Genomic DNA, 24,980 nt, shown 5'->3' with positions numbered 1-24,980 from the left:
GCAGCAAAGAGTGCCTTGGATCGGCAAAATGCCGATTTGTGACATCAGTTCAAATGGTTACGTTTTCAAGCCGAGGAAAGTGTGACGGGGAAGTGGTGGGATGCTCTGTCGATATAAATGGTGCCTATAAAAAATGCCGGTCATGTGACCGGCATTTGGTGTATCAGGCATCGTCGTCACATCAGACGGTGAAGAACTTGAAGTTGACGAAGGCCACCGCGATGAAGGAGGCAACCATACCGCTGATACAGAGCACTGCTGGGCGGATGGCGGGCCAGCGATGGGTCAGCAGAATGATGGCCAGCAGGGTCGGGTAGAGCCCGAACATATAGCGCGGCATGGCGTTGAGGCCGGTCATCAGCGGGATGGTGCAGCAGATGAACATCAGGGTCGCTTCAGCCCAGCGCTTCTGGCTGAACAGGTAGCCGTTCAGGCACCAGCCGAAGATCACCATGATGGAGAGGTAAGCCTTGCGGCCGCCCAGCTCGAAACCGCTTAGCCACCAGTCCAGCGGGCTGTCCATATAGCGACCCCAGGCCACCTGAATGTGCTTGAAGGCAAAGGCATCGCCGGTCAGGTGATAGAGGTAGACCATGTAGGCAAACAGGCCAAACGGGATCATCCAGAGGGTGAACACCACCTTGAAGGCGCGCTCGGTAAAGCGGAAAAATTCCCGCCAGCCGTAAGCTTGCAGCGCCAGGATCAGCACCGGGAAGACCATCATCACTCCCAGGTTGCGGGTGGCGGAGATACAGACCCCCAGCACGGCCACCATCAGCCACTGCTCCCGATAGGCGAACAGGAACATCCCCAGCATCAGCGCCATAAAGGTCGACTCGGTATAACCGGAGACGAAGTAGGCGGAGAAGGGGGAGAAGGCGAGCAGCCAGACGCCGAAGCGGGCGGTATCGTCCCCCAGCTTGAGCTGACGCAACACCAGCAGCATCAGCGGCAGGCTGGCGAAGAAGGAGATATTGGTAACAATGATGAGGCCGATCAGGCTCTCGACATTGAACAGGTTGGAGATGGCACCGGAGACCATCGGGTAGAGCGGCATAAAGGCCCAGTTGGCCGCATTGCCCTTGCTCAGCCAGCGCGGGTAGAGATCGTAGCCGTTCTCGATGATGCGCTGGAACCAGACGCAGTCGAACTGACAATAGGCCTGCAGCGGGCCGATGTCGGGGGAGCCATAGAGCTGGACCCCGAAGTAGCCCATGCCATACAGCGCCACCCGGCTCAACATGAAGGCGGCGATGATCATCAGCCAGTCACGACCGCTGATGCGCAGTGACGGGCGATAGGGGAGTGCAGCCCCGGTTAGCGGGGCAGTATTGGTCATATCATTCATCAGGCAAAAACCCAGACGCGAGAGAGAACGTAAGTGAGGACGGTAACGGTCAGGGTGGCGATGACCACCGGCAGCAGACCGGAGAGCCCCGCAAACAGCAGGCCGCTCAGGATCAGGTTACGCACCGCCAGCGAGAAGAGGGCGACCAGCAGAAACTTGCTGGCGGCTCCCTGCTTCTGGAAGGTGATGTAGCGGTGACCAAAGAAGGAGAACCAGAACGCGATGGCAAAAGCCAGCGTGGTAACCAGGTGCTCCGAGATGGTGGGCCAGGTATGAAACAGTGCGATGGAGGTGCCAAGGTCGACGAGGGTAGCCCCCCCGCCGACAAAACCGAAACGTACCAGCCGCCAGAATTCCTCGCGGGAGATCATTGAGGCGCTTGCTCCTGCTGCTCTTGCGGGTTGCTGTCAGCGCTCTGCGGTGTGGCCGCATCCTGCCTGGCATACTGGCCATAGACCCCTTCAATGAGGTAGACCGGGCGCTGTTTCACTTCCACGAACATGCGGCCGATGTATTCGCCGATGATGCCGAGCGACAGCAGCTGGATACCACCGAGGAACAGCACTACGGACATCAGGGAGGCGTAACCGGGCACGTCGATGCCGAAGAAGACCACCTGGGTCACGATCTTGAGGATGTAGAGGAAGGCGACGAAGGAGACGCCGACACCCACATAGCTCCAGACCCGCAGCGGCCAGCTGGAGAAGCTGAGCAGACCGTCGAGGGCGAAGTTCCACAGTTTCCAGTAGTTGAACTTGGTTTCACCGGCGTGACGGGCCGGGCGCTCGTAGGGGACGCCAACGGCACGGAAACCGGCCCAGGCAAACAGACCCTTCATGAAGCGGTTGCGCTCCGGCAGCAGCTTGATCGCCTCGACCACGCGACGGTCGATCAGGCGGAAGTCACCTGCGTTTTCCGGCAGCTTGGTGCTGGTGGAGAGGGCGTTGAAAAAGCGGTAGAAGCCACCGGCAGTCAGGCGCTTCATCGGGGTATCGGCACTGCGATCGACGCGGATGCCGTAGACGGTGTCATAGTCACCGGTCTGCCACAGTTTGACGAACTCCAGGATCAGGGCGGGCGGGTCTTGCAGGTCCACGTCCATCGGCACGATGGCATCCCCTTTGGCCTGATGCAGACCGGCGGTCAGAGCCGCCTCTTTACCGAAGTTGCGTGCCAGGTTGACAAGGGTTACGCGCGGATCGCGGGCGATGGCCTGCTCGACCACTTCACGGGTGCGGTCACGGCTGCCATCGTTGACGAATACAATTTCAAGCTGGTCTTTCAGCGGGGCCAGTTCGTTGTCTATCGCGTTGATGAAGGCATCGATGCTCTCTTCCTCGTTGTAAACGGGAACGACCAGAGAGAGTCGAAAATCTGGATGCGACATAAGAACGTCCTTATTTGGGATAGTTGTTTTTATAAAATGGTATTCGGGGCAAGGATCACTGGGCTACGGTCAAACGTACCGACTGCACATTGATGGGAGTAGGTGCCGAGAGCGCCAGAAAATTGGGGCGCTTGGGATCTGCCGTGAGCGAGTCTCCGGGCAGACTGAGGCGGATTTCGTTGATGCCCGCTTTGGCCAGTTTCACCGTGGTAGTGAAGTCGTGACCCAGCGCCACTTTCAACAGGGCACCGGCTTCCGGGCTGTTGATGCGGGCTTGTACGGTAAGCTGATCCGGATTGGCTGCTTGCTTGGGCAGCACAAAGTAGAGACCGCCCTGACCGCTGAGCAGGGTACCTTCGTCGCTCGGCTTCTTGGCCCAGCCTTCGCTGGAGAGGAAGCGGCTTGGCTTGGTCAGATTGAGCTCGTTACCCGGCTGATAGGTCATGCTGGAGTTGTGTTCCCAGAAGCGTGTCTTGCCTTCCAGATAATAGAGTTTGTAGGCCAGGCTCACGTTGGGGTGAGCAGCCAGATAGAGGGTGTAAAGATAAAAACCGCTTAACGCCAGAATGGCAGTCAAAAAACCGAACTTTTTGTACGTCATATCACTCTCTATGCCTGACAGAATGGGTAGGCCGATGTCGCGCATATGCTAATCCAATTGCAAAAAAAGCATAGTGGATCACAAAAAAATATTTGGTCACATATTAACCCCTTTTTACCCCTGTTCCAAACGTTGCTGTTTCCCGGTTAAACAGGTCTGACGGGGCGCAGGTTGCCAGTAGCGCTCCGGCAGGGCGTTTGGCAAATAGACGTGCTTTGCTGCGTCATTTTCTAGCGGATGCGATTGTCATCTGGCCTCTATCGCCATTTTGCAGGGGGCGATTTATGATGACTCACCTATTCGTCAAGGATGACCTATGAAGTGGCTCTCCCTCTCTCTGCTGCTTGGATTATGGGCGCCAATGGCATTGGCCAAGGCCCTGTGTCCCGAGCCTATTCAGGTCGGTTACGATAACTGGCCCCCCTACCATTATTACGAAGCCGATTCACCGCAACAGGTGCGCGGTTATGCCGCCGAGGTGCTGACGGCTGTACTCACTTCCATGCACTGCAAGGTCAACTATGTGGAGTTGCCCTGGAAGCGGGTACTTCACGAAATGGAGTATGGAGAGATAGACATGGCGATGGAAGCGAACATCAATGATGAGCGCGCCCGTTATGCCTGGTTTTCCGACTCCTACAACCCGGGGCGCACCTTGCTGTGGATCCGCAAGGGCAGCCACTACCCCGAGCAGGATCTGGCGAGCTGGCTGGCCAGTGGTTACTCCCTCGGTGTCACCAAAGAGTACTTCTATGGTGATGAAGTGATGTCGCTGCTCGATCGCTATGCCAAACAGGTGAGTGCGGTGAGCGACCAGCAGAATTATGAGAAGCTGGCCCGCGGGCGGATCGACGGTTTCCTCGGTGACATGCTGGCTACCCCCAGCGCCCTCAACAAGGAGGGGATGAGCGGTCAGTTCACCAGCCACCCCATGGTGGTATCTGAATCGCCGAGCTTCTTTATGTTGGGCAAGCGCAGCTTTTCGCCGCAGTTCTTGCAACAATTCAATCAGGCGTTGGCGCGGTTCAAGGAGACAGATGCGTATGACATTATCTGGCAGCGTTATGCCCCCGGGCGCTAGCAAAGTATTGGCCGTTCACGCATCATGAGCGGCCTGAGCATCAGGTCTGCTTGTCAGGCCCGACAGAGTGAACAAACCGTTTTGAGGTACCCATGGGGATGAAGTATTGGCTGGCTCTTGCCAATCTGGTGTGGCTGGGATGTTTGCCCGCTGGCGCGGTACATGCGACCGAAGCACAAGTTGTGGTGGCGGCCAGTGAAACCGGACACGACTGGTATCAGGGCAGTCAGGCCGAACAGGCCCGTATCGAGCTGGAGCAGCAGTTGCAAGAGGCTGTGCTGGCCCAGCTGCACCCCGATTTTTTCACGCTTTGGAAGCGCCTGCAGGCCACTCCTGCAGACAAGCGTGGCGCCATCTATGACGACATTTTTACCAAGCTGAGCCGTTTCCAGCACGCCTGGCGGGGGATGGATCTGGTTTCTCGCGAGCAGATGAAGACCCTCAAGCTCGATTTGAACCGCCCTGTGGTGACCCAGCCCAGCGATGATGACCTGCTCACTCAGGTGAAATCCCTGCGCCCTCAGGTGGCGGAATACGAGGCGGTGCGGGCCAAAGTGCACAAACTGCTGGCGATGCCGATGGCCAGCAAGTGGCCGACCCTTGATATGCCGACCCTGCGTGCCGGAGAGAGCTCCGCCGAGCTCGGCCAAATCCGCGCCATGCTCAACGAGCTGGGCGACAGCGCCCCGAGTCATGGTGATCAGATTTACGATGGTGATACCGAGCAGGCCATCAAGCAGTTCCAGCGTCGTCACGGTCTCACCGCGGACGGCATCATCGGCCGTCAGACCCGCTCCTGGCTCAATACCGGCCCGCAAGTGCGCGCCAGCCTGTTGTTGCGTAACCTGTGGCGTCGCGATCTGGTGGATCAGCTCGCCGGTGGTCGCTACGTGCTGGTCAATATTCCCGACTACCGCCTGAGCGTGGTGGAGTCCGGCAACGAGGTGTTTACCAGCAGGGTCATCGTCGGCAAGGAGCAGCGCGCCACCCCCATTCTGGCCAGCGAAATTCGTTCTATCGTGCTCAATCCCTCCTGGCATGTGCCGCGCTCGATCCTGAGCAAGGACATCCTGCCCAAGCTGGGTCGCGATCCCGCCTATCTGAGTCGCGAGCAGTTCGAGGTGATCGACAGCGAGGGCAATCCGGTGCAGTTCACCGAAGAGGGGTGGCATCAGGCGCTGGCAGCCGGTTTCCCCTATCGTCTGCGGCAAAAACCGGGGGATCACAATGCCCTGGGGCGCTACAAGTTCTACCTGCCCAACAATGACGCCATCTATCTGCACTCCACCCCGCGCAAGGCGCTGTTCGAACAGGGGGCGCGCGCCTTCAGTTCGGGCTGCATCAGGGTGGAACATGCGGACGATCTGGCCGAGCTGTTGCTGGCGGACTCCCGCTATCAGCCGGACAAGGTGGCCAATATCCTCAAGGAGAGCCAGACCAAATGGTTGCCGCTCACCACGCCGATCCCGGTCTTTACCGTTTACTGGAGCAGCTGGATCGACGAAAATGGTCGCCAGCAACTGCGTAACGACATCTACGGATTTGATCGGGTCAGCTTCCAGAGCCGCCTGCTGTGATCCCTGCCACAGAGTGAAAAGCCCGGCCTGTGCCGGGCTTTTCTATGGGCGATTGAGGTTTGACAGGTCCCCCCGCCGGAGGGTAGTTTCAAGCGCCTGTATCACATTCAATCAGTGATCTTATTCAACTATTTTCGCTTGAATCTGCGATGGACGAACCCCTTATGCTGGAACAAGAGATAAGTCGACGTCGCCTGTTGCTGGGAGCCGGTTGCCTGCTGGGCAGCTCGCTGATCTCCTTCCCTGCACTGGCCAGCCGCAGTACCACCGGGCGTGAACTCAGTTTCTTCAATCTCAATACCGGCGAGCGGGTGCGCGCCAGCTATTGGGAAAATGGCCACTATCTGAGCGACGGGTTGGCCGAGCTCAATCACATCTTCCGCGATTACCGGCGCAACGAAGTGTTCAACATCGACAAGAAGCTGTTTGATCAGCTGTTTCTGTTGCAGCACAAGCTGGGTCGGCGCAGCGAAATTCAACTGATCTCCGGTTATCGCGCCCCAGCGACCAATCGCCAAAAGCGCCACAAGAGCCGCGGCGTGGCCAAACACAGCTACCACACCCTGGGGCAGGCGGTGGATGTGCGGATCCCCGGCGTACAGCTGGCCCATCTGCGCAAGGCGGCGCTCCAGCTCAAGGTGGGTGGGGTTGGTTACTATCCCCGTGATAACTTCGTTCACCTCGATACCGGCCCGGTGCGCAGCTGGTAAAGGGGTTGGCAAACTGCCAAGCTCTTCCCACCAGAGAGGAGATAGCGATGAAAAAGATAGTGATTGGCGGCCTGATCGCCCTGTTGCTGACCGGTTGCAGCAAGCTCAACCGTGAAAATTACGACCAGTTGAAGATGGGGATGAGTTACGCCGAGGCCAGCACTATTCTGGGCAAGGCGGAGCGCTGTGATGATGCGCTGGGCACCACCAGCTGCCTCTGGGGCGGAGAAGGGAAGAACATCAAGATCCGCTTTATCGCCGACAAGGCGACCTTCTTCAGCTCGGAAGGGATTAACTGAGTCGCAGAACGTCCATGAAAAAAGCGCCACTCGGGCGCTTTTTTGTTGCTCGCAATCCAACCCGATTCGCCAGAAGCTGGCGTACTCAGTGGGTCGCGTACTGGTAGTTGAAGGTGGGCAGTCCCCACTTGAAACGTACCGCCAGCAGCCGCAGTACAAAGCCGATCCCGATGGAACCGAACGCTGCCCAGTTGGTGGGCAAGCCCTGATCCAGCGCCAGACAGTAAAGCGCTGCGGTGATCAGCGAAATGGCTGCATAGAGCTCGCGACGAAACACCAGCGGAATGCGCTGGCAGAGCAGATCCCGCAGCACACCGCCAAAGACTCCGGTCACTACCGCCATGATGCAGGCAATACCGGCGCCGTGGCCCATATCCAGCGCCCGGGCCGCACCGAAGATGGAGAAGACCACCAGTCCCAGGGCATCAAGGGCCATGAACAGCTTGCCGAGATAGCGCATCAGGGGGGCAGAGACCACACCTGCCATCGCGGCTGCGGCAACCAGCAGCACATATTCCGGATGTTCAATCCAGAGCAGCGGATAGTGGCCGAGCAGCACATCGCGAATGGTGCCACCACCAATGGCCGTCGCCGAGGCGATGATCACCACACCAAACAGATCCATCCGTCGCCGACCCGCGGCCAGCGCGCCGGTCATCCCTTCGGCCACCAGGCCCACCAAGAAGAGTGCATGTAACATGAGATATCCCAGGGAACGAGAAAGGCCAGAATCCTACCAACTCGTGTCATATGGGACAAGCTATCGAATGCATGCATTAATTTAATTCATGCTAAATGCGAAAAAGGCACCGTTTCGGGTGCCTTTTTCTAATCAATGTTCAAGGGTTAGCGCCCCAACTGCTCCTGCCGGTAGTGATCGACCCACATGGCGGTGGCGCCACAGATGGCGACCGGCATCACGAAGAGGTTCACCACAGGAATGGCGGAGAAGAGGGTCACCAAAGCGCCGAAGCTCAGACACTTGCCGCGGCGCTGCTTCAAGGCGTCGCGCATGGTGATGAAGTCGATCTTGTGGTTGTCGAACGGATAATCCACATACTGGATCGCCATCATCCAGGCGCTGAACAGGAACCAGAGCACAGGCGCCAGGGTCTGGCCTACCACAGGGATCAGGAACAGGATCAGGCAGCCAATGGCCTTGGGCAGGTAATACTTCAGCTTGGTCCATTCGCGGCCGAAGGTGCGTGGCACATCCTTGACGATATCCAGCATGCCGCTGTCATTGGCGGGCTGACCGGTGAGGATCTGCTCCACCTTCTCCGCCAGCAGGCCGTTGAAGGGGGCGGCTACCCAGTTGGCAACCGAGCTGAAGATAAAGGAGAAGACCACAAGTATGGTGATGAGCGCGATGGGCCACAGCAGGTAGTCCAGCCAGTCGAGCCAGGCGGGGATCTGCTGATGGAGCCAGGCGAACAGGCCGTCCAGTTGCAGCAACAGGGCATAGAAGGCCCCGGCAAACAGCACGAAGTTGACCAGCAGGGGGATCAGCACAAAGGTGCGGATGCCCGGTTGGCGAATAAGGGAAAACCCGCGCAGGAAATAGTCTGCACCGCTGATTGAATCTTTGACCATATGGGGTGATTGGCTCATGTGAGCTCCATCTATGCATGGGAGAACTGCCAGCATATTACAAACAAGCCTTTGATTTGGTAAAGTCGCCGACTATTCCTTATTTCGTGCCGTGGCGACTGAAAATCGGGCATTGAATGGGGATGATGCCTGCATATTACAAACAAAGCCGGGTCTGGATTTGGTAAAGTCACCTGCCCGCATCCTCTTTATTTAGCCACTGATACAGGTCGCCATGCGTCTGAAACTGATCAAACTCGCCGGCTTCAAGTCGTTCGTCGAGCCGACCCGCATCGAACTGTCGGCAGACATGACCGCCGTGGTGGGCCCCAATGGCTGTGGCAAATCCAACGTCATCGACGCGGTGCGCTGGGTGCTGGGGGAGAGTTCCGCTCGCCATCTGCGCGGTGAGAACATGACCGATGTCATCTTCAACGGCTCTATCAATCGCAGTGCGCACGGGCGCGCCTCGGTCGAGCTGGTGTTCGACAATCCCCACAACCGGGTGCCCGGCGAGTTTGGCCGCTTTACCGAGATCTCGGTGCGCCGCGAAGTGCTGCGCGACGGCTCCAACCACTATCAGATCAACGGCCAGAAGTGCCGCCGCAAGGATGTGACCGACCTCTTCCTCGGCACCGGCCTTGGCCCCCGCAGCTACGCCATCATCGAGCAGGGCACTGTCAGCCGACTGGTGGAGTCGCGTCCGGCCGATCTCAAGCTCTTTATGGAAGAGGCCGCCGGGGTTTCCCGCTACAAGGAGCGGCGCCGCGAGACCGAGCAGCGCATTCGCCACACTCAGGAGAACCTGGAGCGCCTCGGCGATATTCGCGGCGAGCTGGGTTCGCGCCTTGACCACCTCAAAGCCCAGGCCGAAACGGCCGAACGCTACAAACAGCTCAAGAGTCGTTCGCGCGCCGCTCGTGCCGAGCTGATTGGCTCCGAATTGTGGGCGCTGGAGACGCGCCTTGGCGAGGCCAAAACAGAGCTGGCGCAGGCCGAGCAGGCGCTGGCGGCGCTCGATGCCAAGCGCACCGCCGATGAGGGGCGCCACGTCACCCTGTCGGTCGCCAGACAAGAGGCGCAAGCCGAGCAGGCGAGCCGTCAGCAACAGATTTTTCTCGGCGGGCAGGCCATCGCCCGTCTCGAGCAACAGCAACTGCACCAGAGTGAACTGGGGCGCGACTGGCAGGCCCGTGCAGAGGCACTCGGCGAGCGGATCGCCACTCGCAAGGCGCAGCTGGCCAGCCAGCAGGATCAACTGACCGAAGGGGTATTGCGCGCCGAGCAGGAGAGCGCCCGGCTGGAGCAGTGTGAGCAGTTGCTCACCGAGCAGCAGGAGGCCCGCCAGCACGCCAGCGAGCGGCTGGAGCAGGCCCGCTTGCGCCAGCAGCAGTGGCAGCAACAGTTGGCCGGGTTGCAGGGGCAGCTCAACCAGACCCGTACCCGGTTGGGTGGTCTGCAGGAGCTGCAGGCCAAGACCCGGCTGGCCCGCCTCAAGCTGGAAGATGAACGCGCTGGCCCCCTCGGCACAGAGGTCGACGATCTGCAACCGGCCCTCGATGCCCTGAGTGGTGAGCTGGAGCTGACGCGGGCGGCCAATGGTGAGCTAACCGAGCAGCTGGTGCAGGCGGTCGACGCCCATGAACAACTCAAGCAGCAGCATGGCCAGCAGTTGAGCCTGCAACGGGAGTTGGAGGCGCGGCTGGTGACGCTGGATCAGATCCTCGGCGAGCAGATGGAGGGGGCGACCCTGGCCGATCGACTGCAGGTTGCCCCTGAGTGGGCACAGGCACTCGACAAGGTGCTGGGGCGCTGGCTCACTGCAACGCCGGCGGACGAGTGTAATCTGGCGCAAGAAGGGCTCTGGATTGGCCCGGCGCAACCGGCGGTTGCCGGTACGCTGGCGGCGCAACTGGGTGGTGAGCATATTCCTGCCTTCCTCAACGCCATCTGGCTGGTGGAGAGCCGGGAGGCCGCATTGGCACGCCAGCCAAGCCTTGTGGCCGGTGAGTCGGTACTGACTCCTGCTGGCGACTGGCTGGGGCCAAACTGGGCAGATCTGGGGCAGGGCGCGGCGCTCGGCACCATGGCACTGCTCGGTGAGCGTGAGCGGTTGTATACCGAGCAGGAGAGGGTTGCCGTGGGGCTGGCACAGCTGAGCGAGCAACTTGTTGCTGCCGATGTCCGGCGCGCCCAGCTTGCCAGTGCGCAGGAGTTGTCGCAGCGAACCTTGCGCGAGCAAGAGCAGAAATGGCAACAACTGCGCGAAGCCTGGAGCCTGCAACAGGGTCAGCGGCAGGAGCGGTTGCAGCGGCTCGGTCAGCTCGGCGAAGAGCTGATCCGGCTCGATCAGGAGCAGGCCGAAGAGGCAGAGCGACTGGCCAGCGCCCGTGAACAACTGGAACTCGATGAGGCGCGCCTTGCCGAGTTGCAGGAGCAGGGGGAGCCGCTGACACAAGGGTTGCAGCTCGCTCAGGAGCTGCTGACCCGCTGCGAGCGGGCGGTCGACGAGGCCCGTGTGCGCCGCGAGCAGCAACAAGCGGCCTGCCAGCGTTTGCAACTGGAGTTGGGCAATCTGCGCCAACTCATTACCCTGGGCGAAGAGGAGTTGGCGAGGCTCGGGCTGGAGCTGGCCGGGCTGAAAGGGCCGGATAGCGAGGCAGTGCCGGATCTGGCGCCCCTGCTGGCCGAGCAGCGTAATCTGGAGGCGCAGCAGCTCGCCTGCCATCAACGGCTTGCGGAGCTGGAGCGCCAGCTCGGTGAGCTGGAGCAGGCCAGAAGTGCCGATCACAAGCAGCTGGTGACGTTGCAGGAGAAGCTGGCAACCCTGCGCCTTGAGCGCGAACGTAACCTCACCCGTCGACAGGGGCTGCACGAGCAGTTCGAAGAGTTGGGGGTTCGACTGGTAGATCTCGATCAGGCAGTGTTGATCGCCGCTGATCGCGGCAAGCTGCGGCAGGAGATCCAGACGCTGGAGGGGCAAGTGGAGGCGCTCGGCGCCATCAACCTGGCGGCACTGGAGGAGTACGAAGAGGCGAAAACCCGGGCAACCTACCTCGAAAATCAGTGTCAGGATCTCGAGCAAGCGCTGGAAACCTTGAGCCAAGCCATTAAAAGAATTGATAAAGAGACACAAATACGGTTCCGGGACACTTTCGATAAGGTCAACGAAGATTTAAAATCCCTGTTTCCAAAAGTGTTCGGTGGGGGCAGTGCCTGGCTTGAGCTTACCTCCGATGATCTTTTGGAGGCCGGAGTGAGCATCATGGCGAGACCTCCGGGTAAGAAGAATGCTACCATTGCCCTGCTTTCCGGGGGGGAGAAGGCGTTAACCGCGCTTGCGCTGGTTTTTGCCATCTTCAGACTCAACCCAGCACCTTTTTGTCTGCTGGATGAGGTGGATGCACCGCTCGATGAAGTGAACGTCGGTCGCTTCTGTTCTCTTGTCAAAGAGATGTCGAGCACAGTACAGTTCGTTTACATCAGTCATAATAAGGTCTCCATGGAGATGGCTGAGCAGCTGGTTGGCGTCACGATGCAAGAGCCCGGGGTTTCTCGCATCGTGTCGGTCGATATCGGTGAAGCCGTCGCTTTGGCTGAGCAAAACTAGAAAGAGAAGCAGCTAATGCAGGAATTGCGTTACATCTTGGTTGCCCTGGGCGGTATTGCTATTGCGGCATTGCTCATTCACGGGTTGTGGAGCAACAAAAAGAATCGTCAGGCACCGATCAAAGAGAAACCGATTGGACGGATGGACTCCAAGTCGCGGGATCGTGATAACGACGCCTTCGACAGCGATGGCATCGGCCAGGTACGTGTGGTCAGTGGTGGCCGTCGTGCCGAGCCCAAGCTGCGCAGTGAAGAGAGCCGCCAGCCGGAACTCGGTCGTCGCCCTGCCGTCCCCGCCTTTGATGATGAAGATGACGAGGACGATCTGCCGCCGCCCGTAGTGCGCAAGCCTGCTGCCCGCCCGGTTCCGCCGCCTCCTGTCTATGAAGAGGAGGAAGCGTTCGACGAACCGCTGCCCGAGGAGATCGACGAGGCGCCCGCCGCGCCGGTGCGCAAACCTGCTCAGGTCAATCGTCGTACCCCGGTCTACCGTTCCCGTCCCCAGCGCGAGCCCATGATGCAGTCGCTGGACGATGAGCCGCTGGTCGAGCCCGCTTACGCGACCGCCCCGACTTTTGGTGCCCGTGCAGAGACAGTCCGTACCGCCGACACCGTTCGTGCCGAACCGGTGCGTGCTCCCGAGCCGGAATATCAGCCGCAGCCCCGTCATGTGGCTCCCGAGCCTGTTTATGAAGAGCCGGCCTATGTGGCACCTGCACCTGTGGTTGAAGAGCAGCGCATGGCGCCCCAGCCGGTCGAGAAGATCTGGCAGGATGTCTATGTCATCAACCTGATGGGCCGTCCGGGTCACGACTTGCAAGGTGCAACCCTGCTCTCATCCCTGATGGCGCTGGGCTTCAAGTTTGGCGAGATGGATATTTTCCACCGTCACGAAGATCCCAACGGCAAGGGTGAAGTGCTCTTCTCCATGATCAACATGGTCAAGCCGGGTACCTTCAATCCGTACCGGATGGAACAGTTCACCACGCCGGGTGTCTCCCTGTTCATGCAACTGCCGCTGCGCAGCAATGCCGCGTTTGCCTTCGAGGACATGCTGCAGGCTGCCGATCAGCTGGCCAGCGATCTCGATGCCATGCTGACCGATATGGATCGCAGCCCGCTGAGCGACGAGACCATTGCCCGTTACCGTCACGAGCTGGCTGCCTACGAGGCCAGCCGCGACTAATACGCCATGCGGGTCGAGTGAATAAAAAGTGCGGTACCCTGGTACCGCATTTTTGTTTCTACCCCGGCCGTATGTTCAATCACACTTCGAGACTTTTTCATGAGCGACACCCTCTCCCGCCACCGTCAATTGTGTGAACTGCTTACCGAATATGGTCACCAGTATTATGTGCTGGATAACCCGACCGTACCGGACGCCGAATACGACCGTCTGATGCGCGAGCTGATCGCGCTGGAGGCTGACCACCCCGAGCTGAAAACCCCGGCTTCCCCCAGCGTGCGGGTCGGCGGTCAGCCGCTGACGGCGTTCAGTCAGGTGCGTCACGAGATCCCCATGCTCAGTCTGGATAACGTCTTTAGCAGCGAAGAGTTGCAGGCGTTCGAACAGCGCATGAGCGATCGCCTCAAGCGTGACGTGCGTTTCACCTTCTGCTGCGAGCCCAAGCTCGACGGTCTGGCGGTGAGCCTGCTCTATGTAAATGGTCAGCTGGTGCAGGCGGCCACCCGGGGCGATGGCGCCACCGGTGAGGAGATCACCGAGAACGTGCGTACCATCAAGGCCATTCCGCTCGCATTGCGGGGCTCTGGCTGGCCCGAGCGGCTTGAGGTGCGTGGCGAAGTCTTTATGCCCAAGGCCGGTTTTGAGGCGATGAACACCAAGGCGCTGGCAGCGGGCGAGAAGGTGTTCGTCAACCCGCGCAACGCCGCCGCCGGCAGCCTGCGTCAACTCGATTCACGCATCACCGCCAGCCGTCCCCTGAGCTTTTACGCTTACGGTGTCGGTGTTGGTGGCGAGCAACTGGGCGACTCCCACTTTGGCCGTCTCACCCAGCTCAAGGAGTGGGGGCTGCCGCTCAGTCCAGAGGTGAAGCTCAAAGAGGGGGCCGCCGGTTGTCAGGCGTTCCACGACGACATTCTAGCCCGCCGTGGCGAGCTCCCTTATGAGATCGACGGCGTAGTCTACAAGGTGGATGCCATCCCCCTGCAAGAGGAGTTGGGCTTTGTGGCACGTGCGCCGCGCTGGGCGACCGCCCACAAGTTCCCGGCGCAGGAGGAGATGACTCTGCTTGAGAACGTCGAGTTTCAGGTTGGTCGCACAGGCGCCGTGACGCCGGTGGCCAAGCTCAAACCGGTGTTTGTTGGCGGCGTGACTGTCTCCAATGCCACTCTGCACAATGCTGATGAAATTGAACGTCTCGGCGTGATGATTGGCGATACGGTGATCGTGCGCCGGGCGGGGGATGTGATCCCGCAGATCGTCGCTGTGGTGGAGGCACAGCGCCCAAGCGACGCCCGCGCGATCCTCTTCCCGACCGAGTGTCCGGTGTGTGGCTCTGCGGTCGAGCGGCTGGAAGGGGAAGCTGTTGCCCGCTGCTCCGGTGGCCTGTTCTGCGAGGCGCAGCGCAAGGAGGCGATCAAGCACTTCGCTGCCCGTCGTGCCATGGATGTGGATGGCCTTGGCGACAAGATTGTCGAGCAGTTGGTAGACAAGGGGCTGGTGAAGACTCCCGCCGATCTCTTCAGCCTCAATGCCATCCAGCTGGCAGGTCTTGAGCGGATGGGGCAAAAATCGGCCCTCAATCTGGTAGCCGCAATCGATGCAGCGCGCAGCACCACCTTGCCGCGCTTCCTGTTTGCTCTGGGGATCCGCGAAGTGGGGGAGGCGACTGCGCTCAACCTTGCCAACCACTTCCTCACCCTGGATGCACTGCGCGCAGCCTCGGTGGAGCAGCTGCTCGAAGTGGCCGATGTGGGCGATGTGGTGGCCAAGCATGTCTACTACTTCCTGCGTCAGCCCCACAACGTGGAGGTGTTGGAGGCTCTGCTGGCTGCCGGCATCCACTGGCCGGCTATCGAGAAGAAAGAGGCCGCGGAGCAACCCTTTGCCGGTAAGACCTTCGTGCTGACCGGCACCCTGACCACCTTGTCGCGCAACGACGCCAAGGCGGCGCTGCAGGCGCTGGGGGCCAAGGTGGCGGGTTCGGTATCTGCCAAGACCGATGTGCTGGTCGCGGGGGAAGCGGCCGGTTCCAAGCTGACCAAGGCGCAGGAGCTCGGCATTACCATCTGGACCGAAGAGGAGCTGCAACAGGCGTTGCAGGGCTGATAGCCCTCACCAAGCCTGCTAACCGCAGCACCCGATAAAAGAGAACCCGGCATGGCCGGGTTCTCTTTTTTGTTTCGGCGGTTACTCACGCCAGAGGATCTTGTGGCGCCACTTGTCGGGCACGGTGAGTTGCCAGCGGGCCAACTCGCTCTTACTGAAGACATATTCGCCGCGCAGGGCCGCGCGCGGGGAGATGGTACGGGGCAGGGTGCCCGCCAGAATGGTATTGATGAGGCTGGCTGCCTGTATCCCCTGATCGTGGCCGTCCAGCACCAACCCGCCGATGGCCATCCCCTTGCCGACGGTAAATTCCCAGAAACAGAAGAGCGGCACCGGCGTGTTGGCGCTGGTCCACTCCAGCACAGTCTTTTCGCTCACATGCTTGCCATTGTCATCGACCAGCGTGTGGTAGAGGCCGAGGAAGATTGCCTGATAGCCGTTCTTCTTGGCGTTGAGCACCGCCTCCTGCCAGAGACTGTAATCCCCCATCAGCTGGCTGTTGATCCGGGTCTGACCGACCCGCAGCTCGGTCTGGGTCTTGAATTCATCCTCAATGGCAGTGAGGGCCACATTGCTGGAATCAAACAATACCAGCGCCTTGTCGAGCCCCCCCATCATCTGGCTTATTTCGCTGATGTTGCGCTTGAGCAGGGGGCGCTCCAGCACGCCGGTGATCTTGGGGTGGCCGACAAAGCCTTTGAGCCGGGGATTTTCGTTCATGCCGAGAAAGACGACGGGGGTACCGAGGGACGAGATCTCGCTGGCGAGATAGTTGATGGCGTTGTCATCCCCCAGTACTACCAGATCCGGTTTGCTCTTCAGATAAAAGGCGATGGCTTGCTGGGCGATCTCGTCGAACTTCTCCCGTGGATGGCGTTTGGTGTCCATATAGAAGTGGGTGATCTTGTGCTCCCCCTGCAAGCCATCGAGCAGCCCTTTGTTGTAGCTTTGGTCCCACAGGTATTCGGGATGGTAGCTGCTGATCACCAGAATGTTGGCGGCCCAGAGCGGCAGAGAGAGGGTGGATAACAGTAGCAACAGCAGAGAGGTGCGCATGGGTTGTCCCTTGTCGAGGGGGAGAGAGTTCTTGTTCAGTATGGGCGGTTTTGGTTGGCGCTGTCATCTCGAAACCTGTGCGGCGGGGGGCGATTTTTTTCGGGTGGGTGGATCGGACGCCAGCCCGCACCCTGCTTGAGGTTGGATTTGAACGGGGCTCTTTTAGGTTGGTCGTGAACTGTCCCGCTCGCTGAAAAACCTGTTCTGGATCAAGAAATGAGGCTTCGCTTTGGTGCCTAATAGACACCACATATAGGGACGCATTCGTTTTTAATCCCTATATGTTGTGTTATTAAGCTGTGTATAAGCTGTTCCCCTCCTATCTTCAGCCCAGGCTTGTCAAGCCTCGGCTGAATTTATTTGCGTCCAGGACGAGATGCCGGGAGGGGGGCCCAACAAGGGTGAGCCAGAGGCAAATGCCTGGCCTTTTAACGGGGAAAATTCATGAAACCGGTTGTGATCAAACGTGACGGATGTCGCGCACCATTCAATGCTCAGCTGATTGCAGAGGCAGTCAGCCGAGCGGCGGAAGCGGTCAATCAGGCCAATCCGGCACTCGCCTCCCGCATTGCCAATGCCGTGAGTCAGGAGCTGGAAGGGCGTGGTGAAGTTGATATTCACGAGATCCAGAACCGGGTCGAAAACCACCTGATGGCTTCCGACGACAAGGCCATCGCCCGTGCCTATATCGAATATCGCCACGATCGGGATCAGGCCCGCGAGGCGCGCGGCCGTCTGGCACAGGAGATCCGCGGTCTGGTCGAGCAGACCAACGCCGCCCTGCTCAACGAGAACGCCAACAAAGACTCCAAGGTGATCCCGACCCAGCGCGACCTGCTGGCCGGTATCGTCGCCAAGCACTATGCCACCAGCCACATGCTGCCCCGTGATGTGGTTCAGGCCCACGAGAGCGGTGATCTGCACTTCCACGATCTCGATTACTCACCTTTCTTCCCGATGTTCAACTGCATGTTGATCGATCTGAAAGGGATGCTGACTCACGGCTTCAAGATGGGCAATGCGGAGATCGATACCCCGAAATCCATCAGCACCGCCACTGCCGTGACCGCCCAGATCATCGCCCAAGTGGCGAGCCACATCTATGGCGGCACCACCATCAACCGTATCGACGAAGTGCTGGCTCCCTATGTGACCATCAGCTGGCAGAAACACCGTGAAGTGGCCGAAGAGTGGGGCATTGCCGATGTGGAAGCCTACGCCATGGCTCGCACCGAGAAAGAGTGCTACGACGCCTTCCAGTCGCTGGAGTACGAGGTCAACACCCTGCACACCGCCAACGGTCAGACGCCGTTCGTCACCTTCGGCTTTGGCTTGGGGGACAGCTGGGAGTCGCGAATGATCCAGCGCGCCATCCTCAGCAACCGCATCGCTGGCCTTGGCAAGAACAAGAAGACCGCCGTGTTCCCGAAACTGGTGTTTGCCATCAAGGATGGCCTCAACCACAAGCAGGGTGATCCCAACTACGACATCAAGCAGCTGGCGCTGGAGTGTGCCTCCAAGCGGATGTATCCGGACATCCTTAACTACGACCAGGTCGTGAAAGTGACCGGCTCCTTCAAGACCCCCATGGGTTGCCGATCCTTCCTCGGTGCCTACGAGGAGAATGGCGAGCTGATCCACGAAGGTCGCAACAACCTGGGTGTGGTGAGCCTCAACCTGCCGCGCATTGCCCTGAAATCCCGTGACGAAGCGGACTTCTGGGATCGTCTCGATGCCTCCCTGCGGGTCGCCAAGAAGGCGCTGATGTACCGCATTACCCGTCTGGACGGGGTGAAAGCACGGGTTGCTCCGATCCTCTATATGGAAGGGGCCTGCGGCGTGCGGCTGAAGGCGGACGACAACGTCAGCGAGATCTTCAAGAACGGTCGTGCCTCCATTTCCCTCGGTTATATCGGGGTTCACGAGACCATCAACGCCCTGTTTGGTGACAAGGTGCACCTGTTTGACAGCGCCGAGCTGCAACAGAAGGCCATCGCCATCATCGCCCGTCTCAGGGCAGCCATCGACGAGTGGAAAGAGGAGACTGGCTACGGCTTCAGCCTCTACTCCACCCCGAGCGAGAACCTCTGCACCCGTTTCTGCCGCATCGACGCCAAGGAGTTTGGCGTGGTATCCGGCGTGACCGACAAGGGTTACTACACCAACAGCTTCCACCTCGATGTGGAGAAGCAGGTTAATCCGTACGACAAGCTGGACTTCGAGGCGCCCTATCCGCCCATCGCCAGCGGTGGCTTCATCTGCTACGGCGAGTACCCCAACATCCAGCACAATCTGGAAGCGCTCGAAAACGTCTGGGATTACAGCTATGACAAGGTGCCTTACTACGGTACCAACACTCCCATCGACGAGTGCTACGACTGCGGCTTTACCGGCGAATTCGAGTGCACCTCCAAGGGCTTTACCTGCCCGCGCTGCGGTAACCACGACCCCGCCAAGGTGTCGGTGACCCGCCGTGTCTGCGGCTACCTCGGTAGCCCGGATGCGCGCCCCTTCAATGCGGGCAAGCAGGAAGAGGTGAAGCGCCGCGTCAAACATATGTAAATCGCTAAAGACTCCCTGTGATACAGGGAGTCTTACTTTATGAAGGTTGAGCTTATGTTTCTAAAACCGATGTCGGAGAAAATGCTGAGGCAATGGGTAGCGCGAGATACTTGGCATGAAGTGCATATTAATGACACCCAATTTTTCTATCGTTTTATTCATGCCTATGTGACAGAGCATGGCTACGCACTAGATGAAGAATTGCTGCGGGATAAGATCTTATTCATGTTGAACCGGAGTGAAGATCAGTATTTCCAGACACTTGCTAGTGAAAGAGTCCGTTTTATGAGTGGTCTGCTGGAATATCTCAAATACACCCAGAACCTTCAGTCATGAATTACCACCAATACTACCCGGTCGATGTGATCAACGGCCCCGGCACCCGTGCCACCCTGTTTGTCTCGGGCTGCGAGCATCAGTGCCCGGGTTGCTACAACCAGAGCACCTGGCGGCTCGATGGCGGCAAGCCGTTCGATGAGGCGATGAGCGATCGCGTCATTGCGGATCTCAACGACAGCCGGATCAAACGGCGAGGTCTGTCGCTTTCCGGCGGCGATCCGCTCCACCCGGCCAACGTGCCCCACGTGCTGGCGCTGGTGAAACGGGTGCGCGCCGAGTGTCCGGGCAAGGATATCTGGTGCTGGACCGGCTATCTGCTCGGCGAGCTGTCAGAGGCCCAGCGTGAGCTGGTGGCTTTGCTGGATGTGCTGGTGGATGGCAAGTTTGAAAAGGAGTTGGCAGACCCGGGCCTGCTATGGCGTGGCAGCAGTAATCAGCAGATTCACGACCTCAACGCCTGGCGTGATGCGGGTGAGCGAATTCCCTGTCTGGTTTGCAGTTGAAGCTCGGGATGTTTATGGTTAGCCCATCCCAATCCTGACGACATTTTTGAAAAGGAGAGCCGAGATGAACAATCTGCTCAAGATCCTGCTGGCGATTTTCCTGCCCCCGGTGTGCGCGTTTATCCAGGTGGGCTTTAGCCTGCACTTTTTAATCAACATAGTGCTGACCCTGATGGGCGGTCTGCCGGGCATGGTGCATGCGCTCTGGCTGGTGGTGAGCGACAAGCGCGGCTGATGCCAGCGGATGGTTAGTGAGCTTATTGACGATAAAAGGGCCAACCTCTCGGGGTTGGCCCTTTTGTTCATGTTCATACGAATACTTTTTCGTTAGGATGGGTGACTGACCAAGCGGGCCGCGTTGAGCGCCCTGCAGTCCGGCAACAAGCACCGGCAGAGAACAAGGAGCGTTACATGAAGTGGAAAGTCGCAGTATGGTCAGGTCTGGCAGTGACACTGTTGCTGGGGTGCTCATCCCATCAGGAGGTAGCGCACGAGCGCGCTCCGATCGCTATCCCTCTCGAGCAGTTGTCCAGCTACTGGGTTCAGGATAAGCAGTGGTCATGGCTTGGTAATGACGAGCCCGCCCTGCCGGCCAAACCGGTCAAGGGGTATGTGGAAGTTCGCTATCAAATCGACGCCAGCGGCACGCCGGTCAAGCCGGAAGTGGTGGCGGCCGAGCCTCCCGGCGAACTGGAACAGAGCGCGCTGGCGGCCCTCTCGCGGATCCGCTACAGCCCGGCAGAGGGCAATCCGGATGCCATTCCGGTCGAGGTGACCAACCGTTTCGAAATCGAGATCAACTGATCCCCCACCACTCTGATGCCAGTGAAAGAGAGACCCCGGCCAGGCCGGGGTCACGTTTATTGCTGTTTACAGTCGTTGTAGGCGGTCTGCCACTCGCCATCCTGATCCCGCAGTTCCACAAAGCCCTCATCCCCCTTGTTCCACCAAACGGCCTCATGTTCGTCCGTATAGCGGGCGCCGGAGGCCGAAATGGCTTGGGGCAGGGTGTAATCCTTGCCGTCCGGCAGTGACAGCTTGATAAAGTTGAGGCTTTCGTCGGAGAGAGAGAAGTAGCGCACCTGCACCTTCTTGCCCTGCTCGCACTGGTAACTGACCGGTTCGCCACCAGTGACTGAGAGGGTATTGCCCTGATTGCAGCCAGCGAGCAGGCCGAGGGCCAGCGCACCAGCGGCCATCATATGTACCTTATTCATGATTATAGCTCCATTGGTGTCATACGGGCGTGAGCCTAACAGGTTGCCGTTATTGTGCAATCAGCGGGGCCATTCGGTGCGTCGCTGGCTGTCCGGCATACCGCGCGAGTATGAGGGGGCGCTATCAGGAAGGCATCGTCAATCAGTAGAGGCCAAGTCTGGTTTCAAACTGGCGGATCAGCGTCTCATAGATGCCGTTGTTTTTGATCTTCTGCAGCCCCTGCTCGAACTGTTTGGCCAGCGCTTCCCCTTGCGGGTGGTGGCGGGAGAAGGCAAGCCAGAAGCCATCAGTGGAGAGCTTGCCAACCTTGACCACCTTGCCGGTCAGCTGCTTCTGCTGGATCTTGAGGTAGCCCGGCATGCCGTTCATCAGGATGTAGTCGACCCGGCCACGTACCAGCATCTCGAGGATCTGGGCATCGGATTTGGCCTGAAAGCGGGTGATCCTGGGGTTCTCCATAAAATCGGTGGGGTAGGTGTAGCCGAGGGTGATGCCCACCCGCTTGCCCTCCAGCGAGGTGAGTTTGAGATCCCGTTGCGGGTCGCTGGCAAGGGCGAAGATGGCAAGATCCTCTTCGAACATGGGGGTATCGTGCCAATGGTACTGGTAGCGGTTCTCTTCGGTGATGGTGGCGTTGAAGCACCCCGCAAGTTTGCCGCTTTTCGCATCGTGCATGCAGCGGGCGAAGGGGAGGGTGCGAAAGACAATCTCGATCCCTTCGGCGGCGAACACCGCCTTGACCAGCTCAGGCGCCAGTCCGTGGGGCTGGTCATCCTCATTGTCCTTGTCGCGCTCGCAGTAGGGGGCCCAGTCATCTTCGGCACCAATGACAAGCGAGGTGGCCCCGAGCGGGCTGGTAGCCAACAGCATCAGACAAACCAGCCATTTTTTTAACAACGCGACCATAGGTACACCTCATCGACAGCAGCCTTACAAGCATAGCCACACTTCTGCGCTGACTTATAGTGGCAGGAGTATTGGTGAGGGAGGTAAACGAGGGCGAGAAAAAAAGCCCCGGCAGGCGACGGGGCAAAAGAGAGCTCATCCATGGGCTGACAACAGTGCTTACAACAGGAAATCAATAACCGAAGCGGGTTGCCTCGAAGCGGTTGAGCAGCCGATGGACGAGGTAGCAGGCCAGCAGGGTGACCACGATGGCAAACAGGATGCTGCTCACCCGGTAGAGGGCGCTGAACACCAGATCGTTGCCCGGGGTGAGGTACTGGCCAAACAGGATGCCGAGGGTAGTGAGGGCGCCAAAGCCGACCCCGGAGCCGCCTGCCTCCTTGACGTGGGCATGGCTGAACAACATGGCGCCGAGCCACAGCAGCGGGGCGACCAGCAGCAGTTGCCCTGACCAGTCATAGAGCAGCAGTTGGCCGAGCAAGCCGAAGGTGACCCCCAGCAAGGTGCCCATCGCCCGTTTGCGGGCATAACTCAGTGCACCGTTCCAGTGCATGGGGAACAGCACCAGCAAGGTCGTGGCCTGGGCAGACATGGAGTCGCGCAGGTCAAACACCTGAAATACCAGAAACGACAGGGTGGCCACCGTGGCCCCCAGCAGGGCTTCATGGCGCATCCGGTGCGGCGCCTTGGGGGCCGAGGCGGGCTTGGGTCTGGCCTCCACATCCGGGATCAGCATGGTCATCAGGTAAGCGATCAGCACCGACAGCACGCTCGCCCAGATATTGTTGAGGATCAGGTCGTTGAGGTCGGTCTGCGGATAGCTGGCAAAGTGCAGCATGATGCTGAGGCTCAGCACCCCGTTGGCCCCGAACAGAAACAGGCTGCCCCGCGACATGGCGGCGAAACGGTAGAGAAACAGCAGAAAGGCGATAGGGGTCATCAGCGCCGGATGGCTGCCAAACAGCCCCCCCAGCAGCCCGACCTCCACACCACAGACCACCGCCGCCGCGATCAGCTGGCGTGCGGCATGGCCATTCATCACCGGCACCATCCCCAGCAGCAGCACCGGTGTGACCGTATAGAAGACCCCGTAATTCCAGCCAAACAGCTTGCAGAGCAAAAAGCCCGTGGTGCAGCCAAAGGCGATGCGCAGGCACTGGCGCAGCTCGTTGCCGGTGAGGGGCCTATACCAGAGGTGGGTGGCAGCAACACCGGCGGGGTGTGCTGCGGCGGTATTGGCCGACGGGTGAGTGGCGTGGTTAGTAGACATAATGGAGCAGGCTGAGCAGATGGATCTGGCCCCGTGCCAGCATGGCGGTCAGGGCATTGTCCGGCAGCAGTTGTACCGTGGCCCGAGCCCCGGCTGGCAGATGATCGGGGAGCAGCTCCAGCTCGAGGTGCAGCCGCATCCGCTGGGCATCCCGCACCCAACGATCCGATTCGACCGGCGCTGCCAGCCGACCGTTGGCATCAAACTGACCGGCACTCACCCCGGCATCCAGACTGCTCACCCGGGCAGAATAGATCTGACCCGGCTCGCCATCGAAGGCGACCAGTGCGCGGGTTTGCTCGCCGACATGGCGCAGGCTCTTCTCCCGAAAATCGGCTATGACATCGACCTGTTCCGACACCAGCGCCAGCAGCGGGCTGCCCGCGCTGGCGATACTGCCCGGCTTGAGCTGCAGGTTGGTGATGGTGCCATCCTGATCCGCGTGGACCCGGCTGTAAGAGAGGGCCAGCTGCGCTTGCGCCAGCTTGTTGCGGGCCTGGCGCAGCAACAGATTGTCCTCACCGGTCACGCCACGACTGGCCTTGATCTGGGCCAGTTTGGCCTGACTGGCGCGCAGGTTGGCCTGGGCGCTGCGCAGGGCGCTGTCAGCCTCATCTTTTTGTTGCAGCGAAACCATGTGACGTTGGTACAGCGCATCGATCCGCTCAGCCTCGCGCCACTTCTGGCTGGCCAGGGTCTCTTTGGCGTTGATCTCGGCAACGGCGGCGGTCAGGGCGGCATCCAGTTCACTGTTCTGCTGCTCTGCCTGCGCCAGCGCAAGGCGGGCCTGCTCCACCGCCAGTTCAAAAGGGGCCGGATCCAGCCTGAACAGCAGATCCCCCTTCTTGACCTGCTGGTTGTTGTGAACGGCGACCTCGATCACCTTGCCGCTCACCTGGGGGGCCAGCTTGGTGACCACCCGGGTCGCCATCGCCTGAGGGGTGAGGGGCATCAGCAGGTCGGCTATCAGAAAATAGGCAAACAGGGTGGCAAAGCCCGCCATGGACCATTTGATCCAGCGGGTAAATTGTTGATCCGGGGTCATCTTATTCTCTCTCTGTGTCGGTCTCGGGAGGACTTGTATCGCCTCCGGCTTGTCGGTCGTGGTGTTGTTCAATCTTGCTGAGGGCGTTGGCCGAGATCCGCTGCACCGTGGCTTCGAACAGCTGCAGGGTCTGCTCGTCGATGCCCCCCAGCAGCTCCCGGCGGATATTCATGATGCGGTCGGCGATCTGATCGAGCAGGGTCTGGCCAGCCGGGGTCACGCAGACGATGCGGGCCCGCTTGTCCTGACTGCAGCAGTGACGCTCAATCAGTCCCTGCTCTTCCAGCTGGCCCAGGGTGCGCATCAGGGAGGGGAGCTCTATCTCGAGGGCTTCGGCCAGGGTCTTCTGGCTGACATGGTTCCCCATGCGGGAGAGCTTCCACAACGCGGTCCAGCGGGGATGGGTGAGGCCAAGGGGAGCCAGCTCCAGATCGGCGGCAGTACGCCATAGCCGGTGCATCCGCGCTATCTGCTCGGCGAGCGACAGCTCGCGCAACCTTTCCAGATCCGTCATCTTCTCATCCTCAATGTACTTAGCCTGCTAAGTATCATACTTGTTTAGCAGGCTAAGTAAATAGTGTGATGCT

At 59.7% G+C, this 24,980-nt stretch carries 24 protein-coding genes; 12 read left to right on the top strand and 12 right to left on the bottom strand.

Going from position 1 to position 24,980, the window contains the following annotated elements; translation table 11 throughout:
- Positions 1 to 181: 181 nt before the first annotated feature.
- The 4 genes from NOM06_RS00835 to NOM06_RS00820 are packed head-to-tail and all read right to left on the bottom strand — an operon-like array spanning position 182 to position 3,336.
- Positions 182 to 1,348 (bottom strand): hypothetical protein, encoded by a 1,167-nt coding sequence (locus NOM06_RS00835; protein WP_005338464.1) that lies wholly within the window; start codon positions 1,346 to 1,348, stop codon positions 182 to 184.
- Positions 1,348 to 1,719 carry a GtrA family protein gene (locus NOM06_RS00830; RefSeq protein ID WP_005338463.1) on the bottom strand — a complete coding sequence of 124 codons (372 nt, stop codon included), beginning with the start codon at positions 1,717 to 1,719 and terminating at the stop codon, positions 1,348 to 1,350. Before NOM06_RS00830 ends, NOM06_RS00835 begins: the two co-directional genes overlap by 1 nt.
- Positions 1,716 to 2,735: a glycosyltransferase family 2 protein gene (locus tag NOM06_RS00825; protein WP_255909175.1), complete on the bottom strand. Its 1,020-nt coding sequence runs from the start codon at positions 2,733 to 2,735 to the stop codon at positions 1,716 to 1,718. The genes NOM06_RS00830 and NOM06_RS00825 overlap by 4 nt, the downstream gene beginning before the upstream one ends.
- 55 nt (positions 2,736 to 2,790) lie before the next feature.
- Positions 2,791 to 3,336, bottom strand: a complete 546-nt coding sequence (locus tag NOM06_RS00820) for a hypothetical protein (RefSeq protein ID WP_041202288.1) — start codon at positions 3,334 to 3,336, stop codon at positions 2,791 to 2,793.
- A gap of 316 nt (positions 3,337 to 3,652) precedes the next feature.
- Between NOM06_RS00820 and NOM06_RS00815 the strand changes: the two genes are divergently transcribed.
- The 4 genes from NOM06_RS00815 to NOM06_RS00800 all read left to right on the top strand — a co-directional run bounded on the left by NOM06_RS00815 (position 3,653) and on the right by NOM06_RS00800 (position 7,003).
- Complete coding sequence (locus NOM06_RS00815) at positions 3,653 to 4,417, top strand: ABC transporter substrate-binding protein (protein WP_255909173.1); 765 nt, start codon at positions 3,653 to 3,655, stop codon at positions 4,415 to 4,417.
- A gap of 92 nt (positions 4,418 to 4,509) precedes the next feature.
- On the top strand, positions 4,510 to 5,994 hold the full coding sequence (locus tag NOM06_RS00810; protein WP_201979346.1) for a murein L,D-transpeptidase: 1,485 nt from the start codon (positions 4,510 to 4,512) through the stop codon (positions 5,992 to 5,994).
- A gap of 164 nt (positions 5,995 to 6,158) precedes the next feature.
- Positions 6,159 to 6,704, top strand: a complete 546-nt coding sequence (locus NOM06_RS00805) for a DUF882 domain-containing protein (RefSeq protein ID WP_005338458.1) — start codon at positions 6,159 to 6,161, stop codon at positions 6,702 to 6,704.
- A 47-nt stretch (positions 6,705 to 6,751) separates the two neighbouring features.
- Positions 6,752 to 7,003 carry a hypothetical protein gene (locus tag NOM06_RS00800; RefSeq protein ID WP_005338457.1) on the top strand — a complete coding sequence of 84 codons (252 nt, stop codon included), beginning with the start codon at positions 6,752 to 6,754 and terminating at the stop codon, positions 7,001 to 7,003.
- Positions 7,004 to 7,088: 85 nt separating this feature from the next.
- On the opposite strand, the gene NOM06_RS00795 is transcribed toward NOM06_RS00800, so the two are convergent.
- Together NOM06_RS00795 and cysZ are read right to left on the bottom strand one after the other, a co-directional pair.
- On the bottom strand, positions 7,089 to 7,703 hold the full coding sequence (locus tag NOM06_RS00795; RefSeq protein WP_005338456.1) for a trimeric intracellular cation channel family protein: 615 nt from the start codon (positions 7,701 to 7,703) through the stop codon (positions 7,089 to 7,091).
- A gap of 146 nt (positions 7,704 to 7,849) precedes the next feature.
- Positions 7,850 to 8,614, bottom strand: a complete 765-nt coding sequence (gene cysZ, locus NOM06_RS00790; protein ID WP_005338455.1) for a sulfate transporter CysZ — start codon at positions 8,612 to 8,614, stop codon at positions 7,850 to 7,852.
- Positions 8,615 to 8,828: 214 nt separating this feature from the next.
- Here cysZ and NOM06_RS00785 point away from each other — a divergent pair, with 214 nt between their 5' ends.
- From NOM06_RS00785 to ligA, 3 genes are all read left to right on the top strand, one after another.
- The gene (locus NOM06_RS00785; protein ID WP_255909171.1) at positions 8,829 to 12,203 is read left to right on the top strand and encodes an AAA family ATPase; all 3,375 of its coding nucleotides are present in this window, start codon (positions 8,829 to 8,831) and stop codon (positions 12,201 to 12,203) included.
- Between the two features lie 15 nt (positions 12,204 to 12,218).
- Positions 12,219 to 13,388: a cell division protein ZipA gene (gene zipA, locus NOM06_RS00780; protein WP_255909168.1), complete on the top strand. Its 1,170-nt coding sequence runs from the start codon at positions 12,219 to 12,221 to the stop codon at positions 13,386 to 13,388.
- Between the two features lie 99 nt (positions 13,389 to 13,487).
- Positions 13,488 to 15,494: an NAD-dependent DNA ligase LigA gene (ligA, locus tag NOM06_RS00775; protein WP_255909166.1), complete on the top strand. Its 2,007-nt coding sequence runs from the start codon at positions 13,488 to 13,490 to the stop codon at positions 15,492 to 15,494.
- Positions 15,495 to 15,575: 81 nt separating this feature from the next.
- Here the strand turns inward: ligA and NOM06_RS00770 are convergent, their stop codons facing one another.
- On the bottom strand, positions 15,576 to 16,550 hold the full coding sequence (locus NOM06_RS00770; RefSeq protein ID WP_255909164.1) for an ABC transporter substrate-binding protein: 975 nt from the start codon (positions 16,548 to 16,550) through the stop codon (positions 15,576 to 15,578).
- A gap of 444 nt (positions 16,551 to 16,994) precedes the next feature.
- Between NOM06_RS00770 and nrdD the strand changes: the two genes are divergently transcribed.
- The 5 genes from nrdD (at position 16,995) to NOM06_RS00745 (ending at position 20,758) form a co-directional block, all read left to right on the top strand.
- A complete protein-coding gene (gene nrdD, locus NOM06_RS00765) occupies positions 16,995 to 19,112 on the top strand; it encodes an anaerobic ribonucleoside-triphosphate reductase (RefSeq protein ID WP_042079841.1) in 2,118 nt (705 codons plus the stop codon).
- 39 nt (positions 19,113 to 19,151) lie between these two features.
- The gene (locus tag NOM06_RS00760; RefSeq protein ID WP_230599605.1) at positions 19,152 to 19,448 is read left to right on the top strand and encodes a hypothetical protein; all 297 of its coding nucleotides are present in this window, start codon (positions 19,152 to 19,154) and stop codon (positions 19,446 to 19,448) included.
- Complete coding sequence (gene nrdG, locus NOM06_RS00755) at positions 19,445 to 19,954, top strand: anaerobic ribonucleoside-triphosphate reductase-activating protein (RefSeq protein WP_255909163.1); 510 nt, start codon at positions 19,445 to 19,447, stop codon at positions 19,952 to 19,954. The genes NOM06_RS00760 and nrdG overlap by 4 nt, the downstream gene beginning before the upstream one ends.
- A 64-nt stretch (positions 19,955 to 20,018) precedes the next feature.
- Entirely contained in the window at positions 20,019 to 20,189 is a 171-nt protein-coding gene (locus tag NOM06_RS00750) for a YqaE/Pmp3 family membrane protein (protein ID WP_005338440.1), read from the top strand.
- Positions 20,190 to 20,365: 176 nt separating this feature from the next.
- Complete coding sequence (locus NOM06_RS00745; protein WP_255909161.1) at positions 20,366 to 20,758, top strand: TonB family protein; 393 nt, start codon at positions 20,366 to 20,368, stop codon at positions 20,756 to 20,758.
- A gap of 56 nt (positions 20,759 to 20,814) precedes the next feature.
- On the opposite strand, the gene NOM06_RS00740 is transcribed toward NOM06_RS00745, so the two are convergent.
- The 5 genes from NOM06_RS00740 to NOM06_RS00720 form a co-directional block, all read right to left on the bottom strand.
- Entirely contained in the window at positions 20,815 to 21,171 is a 357-nt protein-coding gene (locus tag NOM06_RS00740; protein ID WP_005338437.1) for an MliC family protein, read from the bottom strand.
- 142 nt (positions 21,172 to 21,313) lie between these two features.
- Complete coding sequence (locus tag NOM06_RS00735; RefSeq protein WP_370688880.1) at positions 21,314 to 22,078, bottom strand: substrate-binding periplasmic protein; 765 nt, start codon at positions 22,076 to 22,078, stop codon at positions 21,314 to 21,316.
- Between the two features lie 172 nt (positions 22,079 to 22,250).
- Entirely contained in the window at positions 22,251 to 23,348 is a 1,098-nt protein-coding gene (locus NOM06_RS00730; protein ID WP_216958824.1) for a DUF2955 domain-containing protein, read from the bottom strand.
- A complete protein-coding gene (locus NOM06_RS00725) occupies positions 23,338 to 24,393 on the bottom strand; it encodes an HlyD family secretion protein (protein WP_255909157.1) in 1,056 nt (351 codons plus the stop codon). The genes NOM06_RS00730 and NOM06_RS00725 overlap by 11 nt, the downstream gene beginning before the upstream one ends.
- Position 24,394: 1 nt before the next feature.
- The gene (locus tag NOM06_RS00720) at positions 24,395 to 24,907 is read right to left on the bottom strand and encodes a MarR family transcriptional regulator (RefSeq protein WP_005349886.1); all 513 of its coding nucleotides are present in this window, start codon (positions 24,905 to 24,907) and stop codon (positions 24,395 to 24,397) included.
- Between the last annotated feature and the right edge of the window lie 73 nt (positions 24,908 to 24,980).

This window comes from Aeromonas sp. JL9, assembly GCF_024436075.1.
Taxonomy (GTDB): domain Bacteria; phylum Pseudomonadota; class Gammaproteobacteria; order Enterobacterales; family Aeromonadaceae; genus Aeromonas; species Aeromonas veronii.
This window is presented reverse-complemented; position numbering and strand designations above follow the sequence as displayed.

Bases quoted from the DNA above. Each gene is read 5' to 3' on its own strand.
- NOM06_RS00740 (WP_005338437.1), bottom strand. From the start codon at position 21,171: ATGAATAAGGTACATATGATGGCCGCTGGTGCGCTGGCCCTCGGCCTG.
- NOM06_RS00825 (WP_255909175.1), bottom strand. From the start codon at position 2,735: ATGTCGCATCCAGATTTTCGACTCTCTCTGGTCGTTCCCGTTTACAAC.
- NOM06_RS00750 (WP_005338440.1), top strand. From the start codon at position 20,019: ATGAACAATCTGCTCAAGATCCTGCTGGCGATTTTCCTGCCCCCGGTG.
- nrdG (WP_255909163.1), top strand. From the start codon at position 19,445: ATGAATTACCACCAATACTACCCGGTCGATGTGATCAACGGCCCCGGC.
- NOM06_RS00800 (WP_005338457.1), top strand. From the start codon at position 6,752: ATGAAAAAGATAGTGATTGGCGGCCTGATCGCCCTGTTGCTGACCGGT.
- nrdD (WP_042079841.1), top strand. From the start codon at position 16,995: ATGAAACCGGTTGTGATCAAACGTGACGGATGTCGCGCACCATTCAAT.
- NOM06_RS00770 (WP_255909164.1), bottom strand. From the start codon at position 16,550: ATGCGCACCTCTCTGCTGTTGCTACTGTTATCCACCCTCTCTCTGCCG.
- NOM06_RS00760 (WP_230599605.1), top strand. From the start codon at position 19,152: ATGAAGGTTGAGCTTATGTTTCTAAAACCGATGTCGGAGAAAATGCTG.
- NOM06_RS00735 (WP_370688880.1), bottom strand. From the start codon at position 22,078: ATGGTCGCGTTGTTAAAAAAATGGCTGGTTTGTCTGATGCTGTTGGCT.
- NOM06_RS00720 (WP_005349886.1), bottom strand. From the start codon at position 24,907: ATGACGGATCTGGAAAGGTTGCGCGAGCTGTCGCTCGCCGAGCAGATA.
- NOM06_RS00725 (WP_255909157.1), bottom strand. From the start codon at position 24,393: ATGACCCCGGATCAACAATTTACCCGCTGGATCAAATGGTCCATGGCG.
- NOM06_RS00785 (WP_255909171.1), top strand. From the start codon at position 8,829: ATGCGTCTGAAACTGATCAAACTCGCCGGCTTCAAGTCGTTCGTCGAG.
- NOM06_RS00810 (WP_201979346.1), top strand. From the start codon at position 4,510: ATGGGGATGAAGTATTGGCTGGCTCTTGCCAATCTGGTGTGGCTGGGA.
- NOM06_RS00745 (WP_255909161.1), top strand. From the start codon at position 20,366: ATGAAGTGGAAAGTCGCAGTATGGTCAGGTCTGGCAGTGACACTGTTG.
- NOM06_RS00805 (WP_005338458.1), top strand. From the start codon at position 6,159: ATGCTGGAACAAGAGATAAGTCGACGTCGCCTGTTGCTGGGAGCCGGT.
- NOM06_RS00815 (WP_255909173.1), top strand. From the start codon at position 3,653: ATGAAGTGGCTCTCCCTCTCTCTGCTGCTTGGATTATGGGCGCCAATG.
- zipA (WP_255909168.1), top strand. From the start codon at position 12,219: ATGCAGGAATTGCGTTACATCTTGGTTGCCCTGGGCGGTATTGCTATT.
- NOM06_RS00820 (WP_041202288.1), bottom strand. From the start codon at position 3,336: ATGACGTACAAAAAGTTCGGTTTTTTGACTGCCATTCTGGCGTTAAGC.
- NOM06_RS00830 (WP_005338463.1), bottom strand. From the start codon at position 1,719: ATGATCTCCCGCGAGGAATTCTGGCGGCTGGTACGTTTCGGTTTTGTC.
- NOM06_RS00835 (WP_005338464.1), bottom strand. From the start codon at position 1,348: ATGAATGATATGACCAATACTGCCCCGCTAACCGGGGCTGCACTCCCC.
- NOM06_RS00795 (WP_005338456.1), bottom strand. From the start codon at position 7,703: ATGTTACATGCACTCTTCTTGGTGGGCCTGGTGGCCGAAGGGATGACC.
- ligA (WP_255909166.1), top strand. From the start codon at position 13,488: ATGAGCGACACCCTCTCCCGCCACCGTCAATTGTGTGAACTGCTTACC.
- NOM06_RS00730 (WP_216958824.1), bottom strand. From the start codon at position 23,348: ATGTCTACTAACCACGCCACTCACCCGTCGGCCAATACCGCCGCAGCA.
- cysZ (WP_005338455.1), bottom strand. From the start codon at position 8,614: ATGAGCCAATCACCCCATATGGTCAAAGATTCAATCAGCGGTGCAGAC.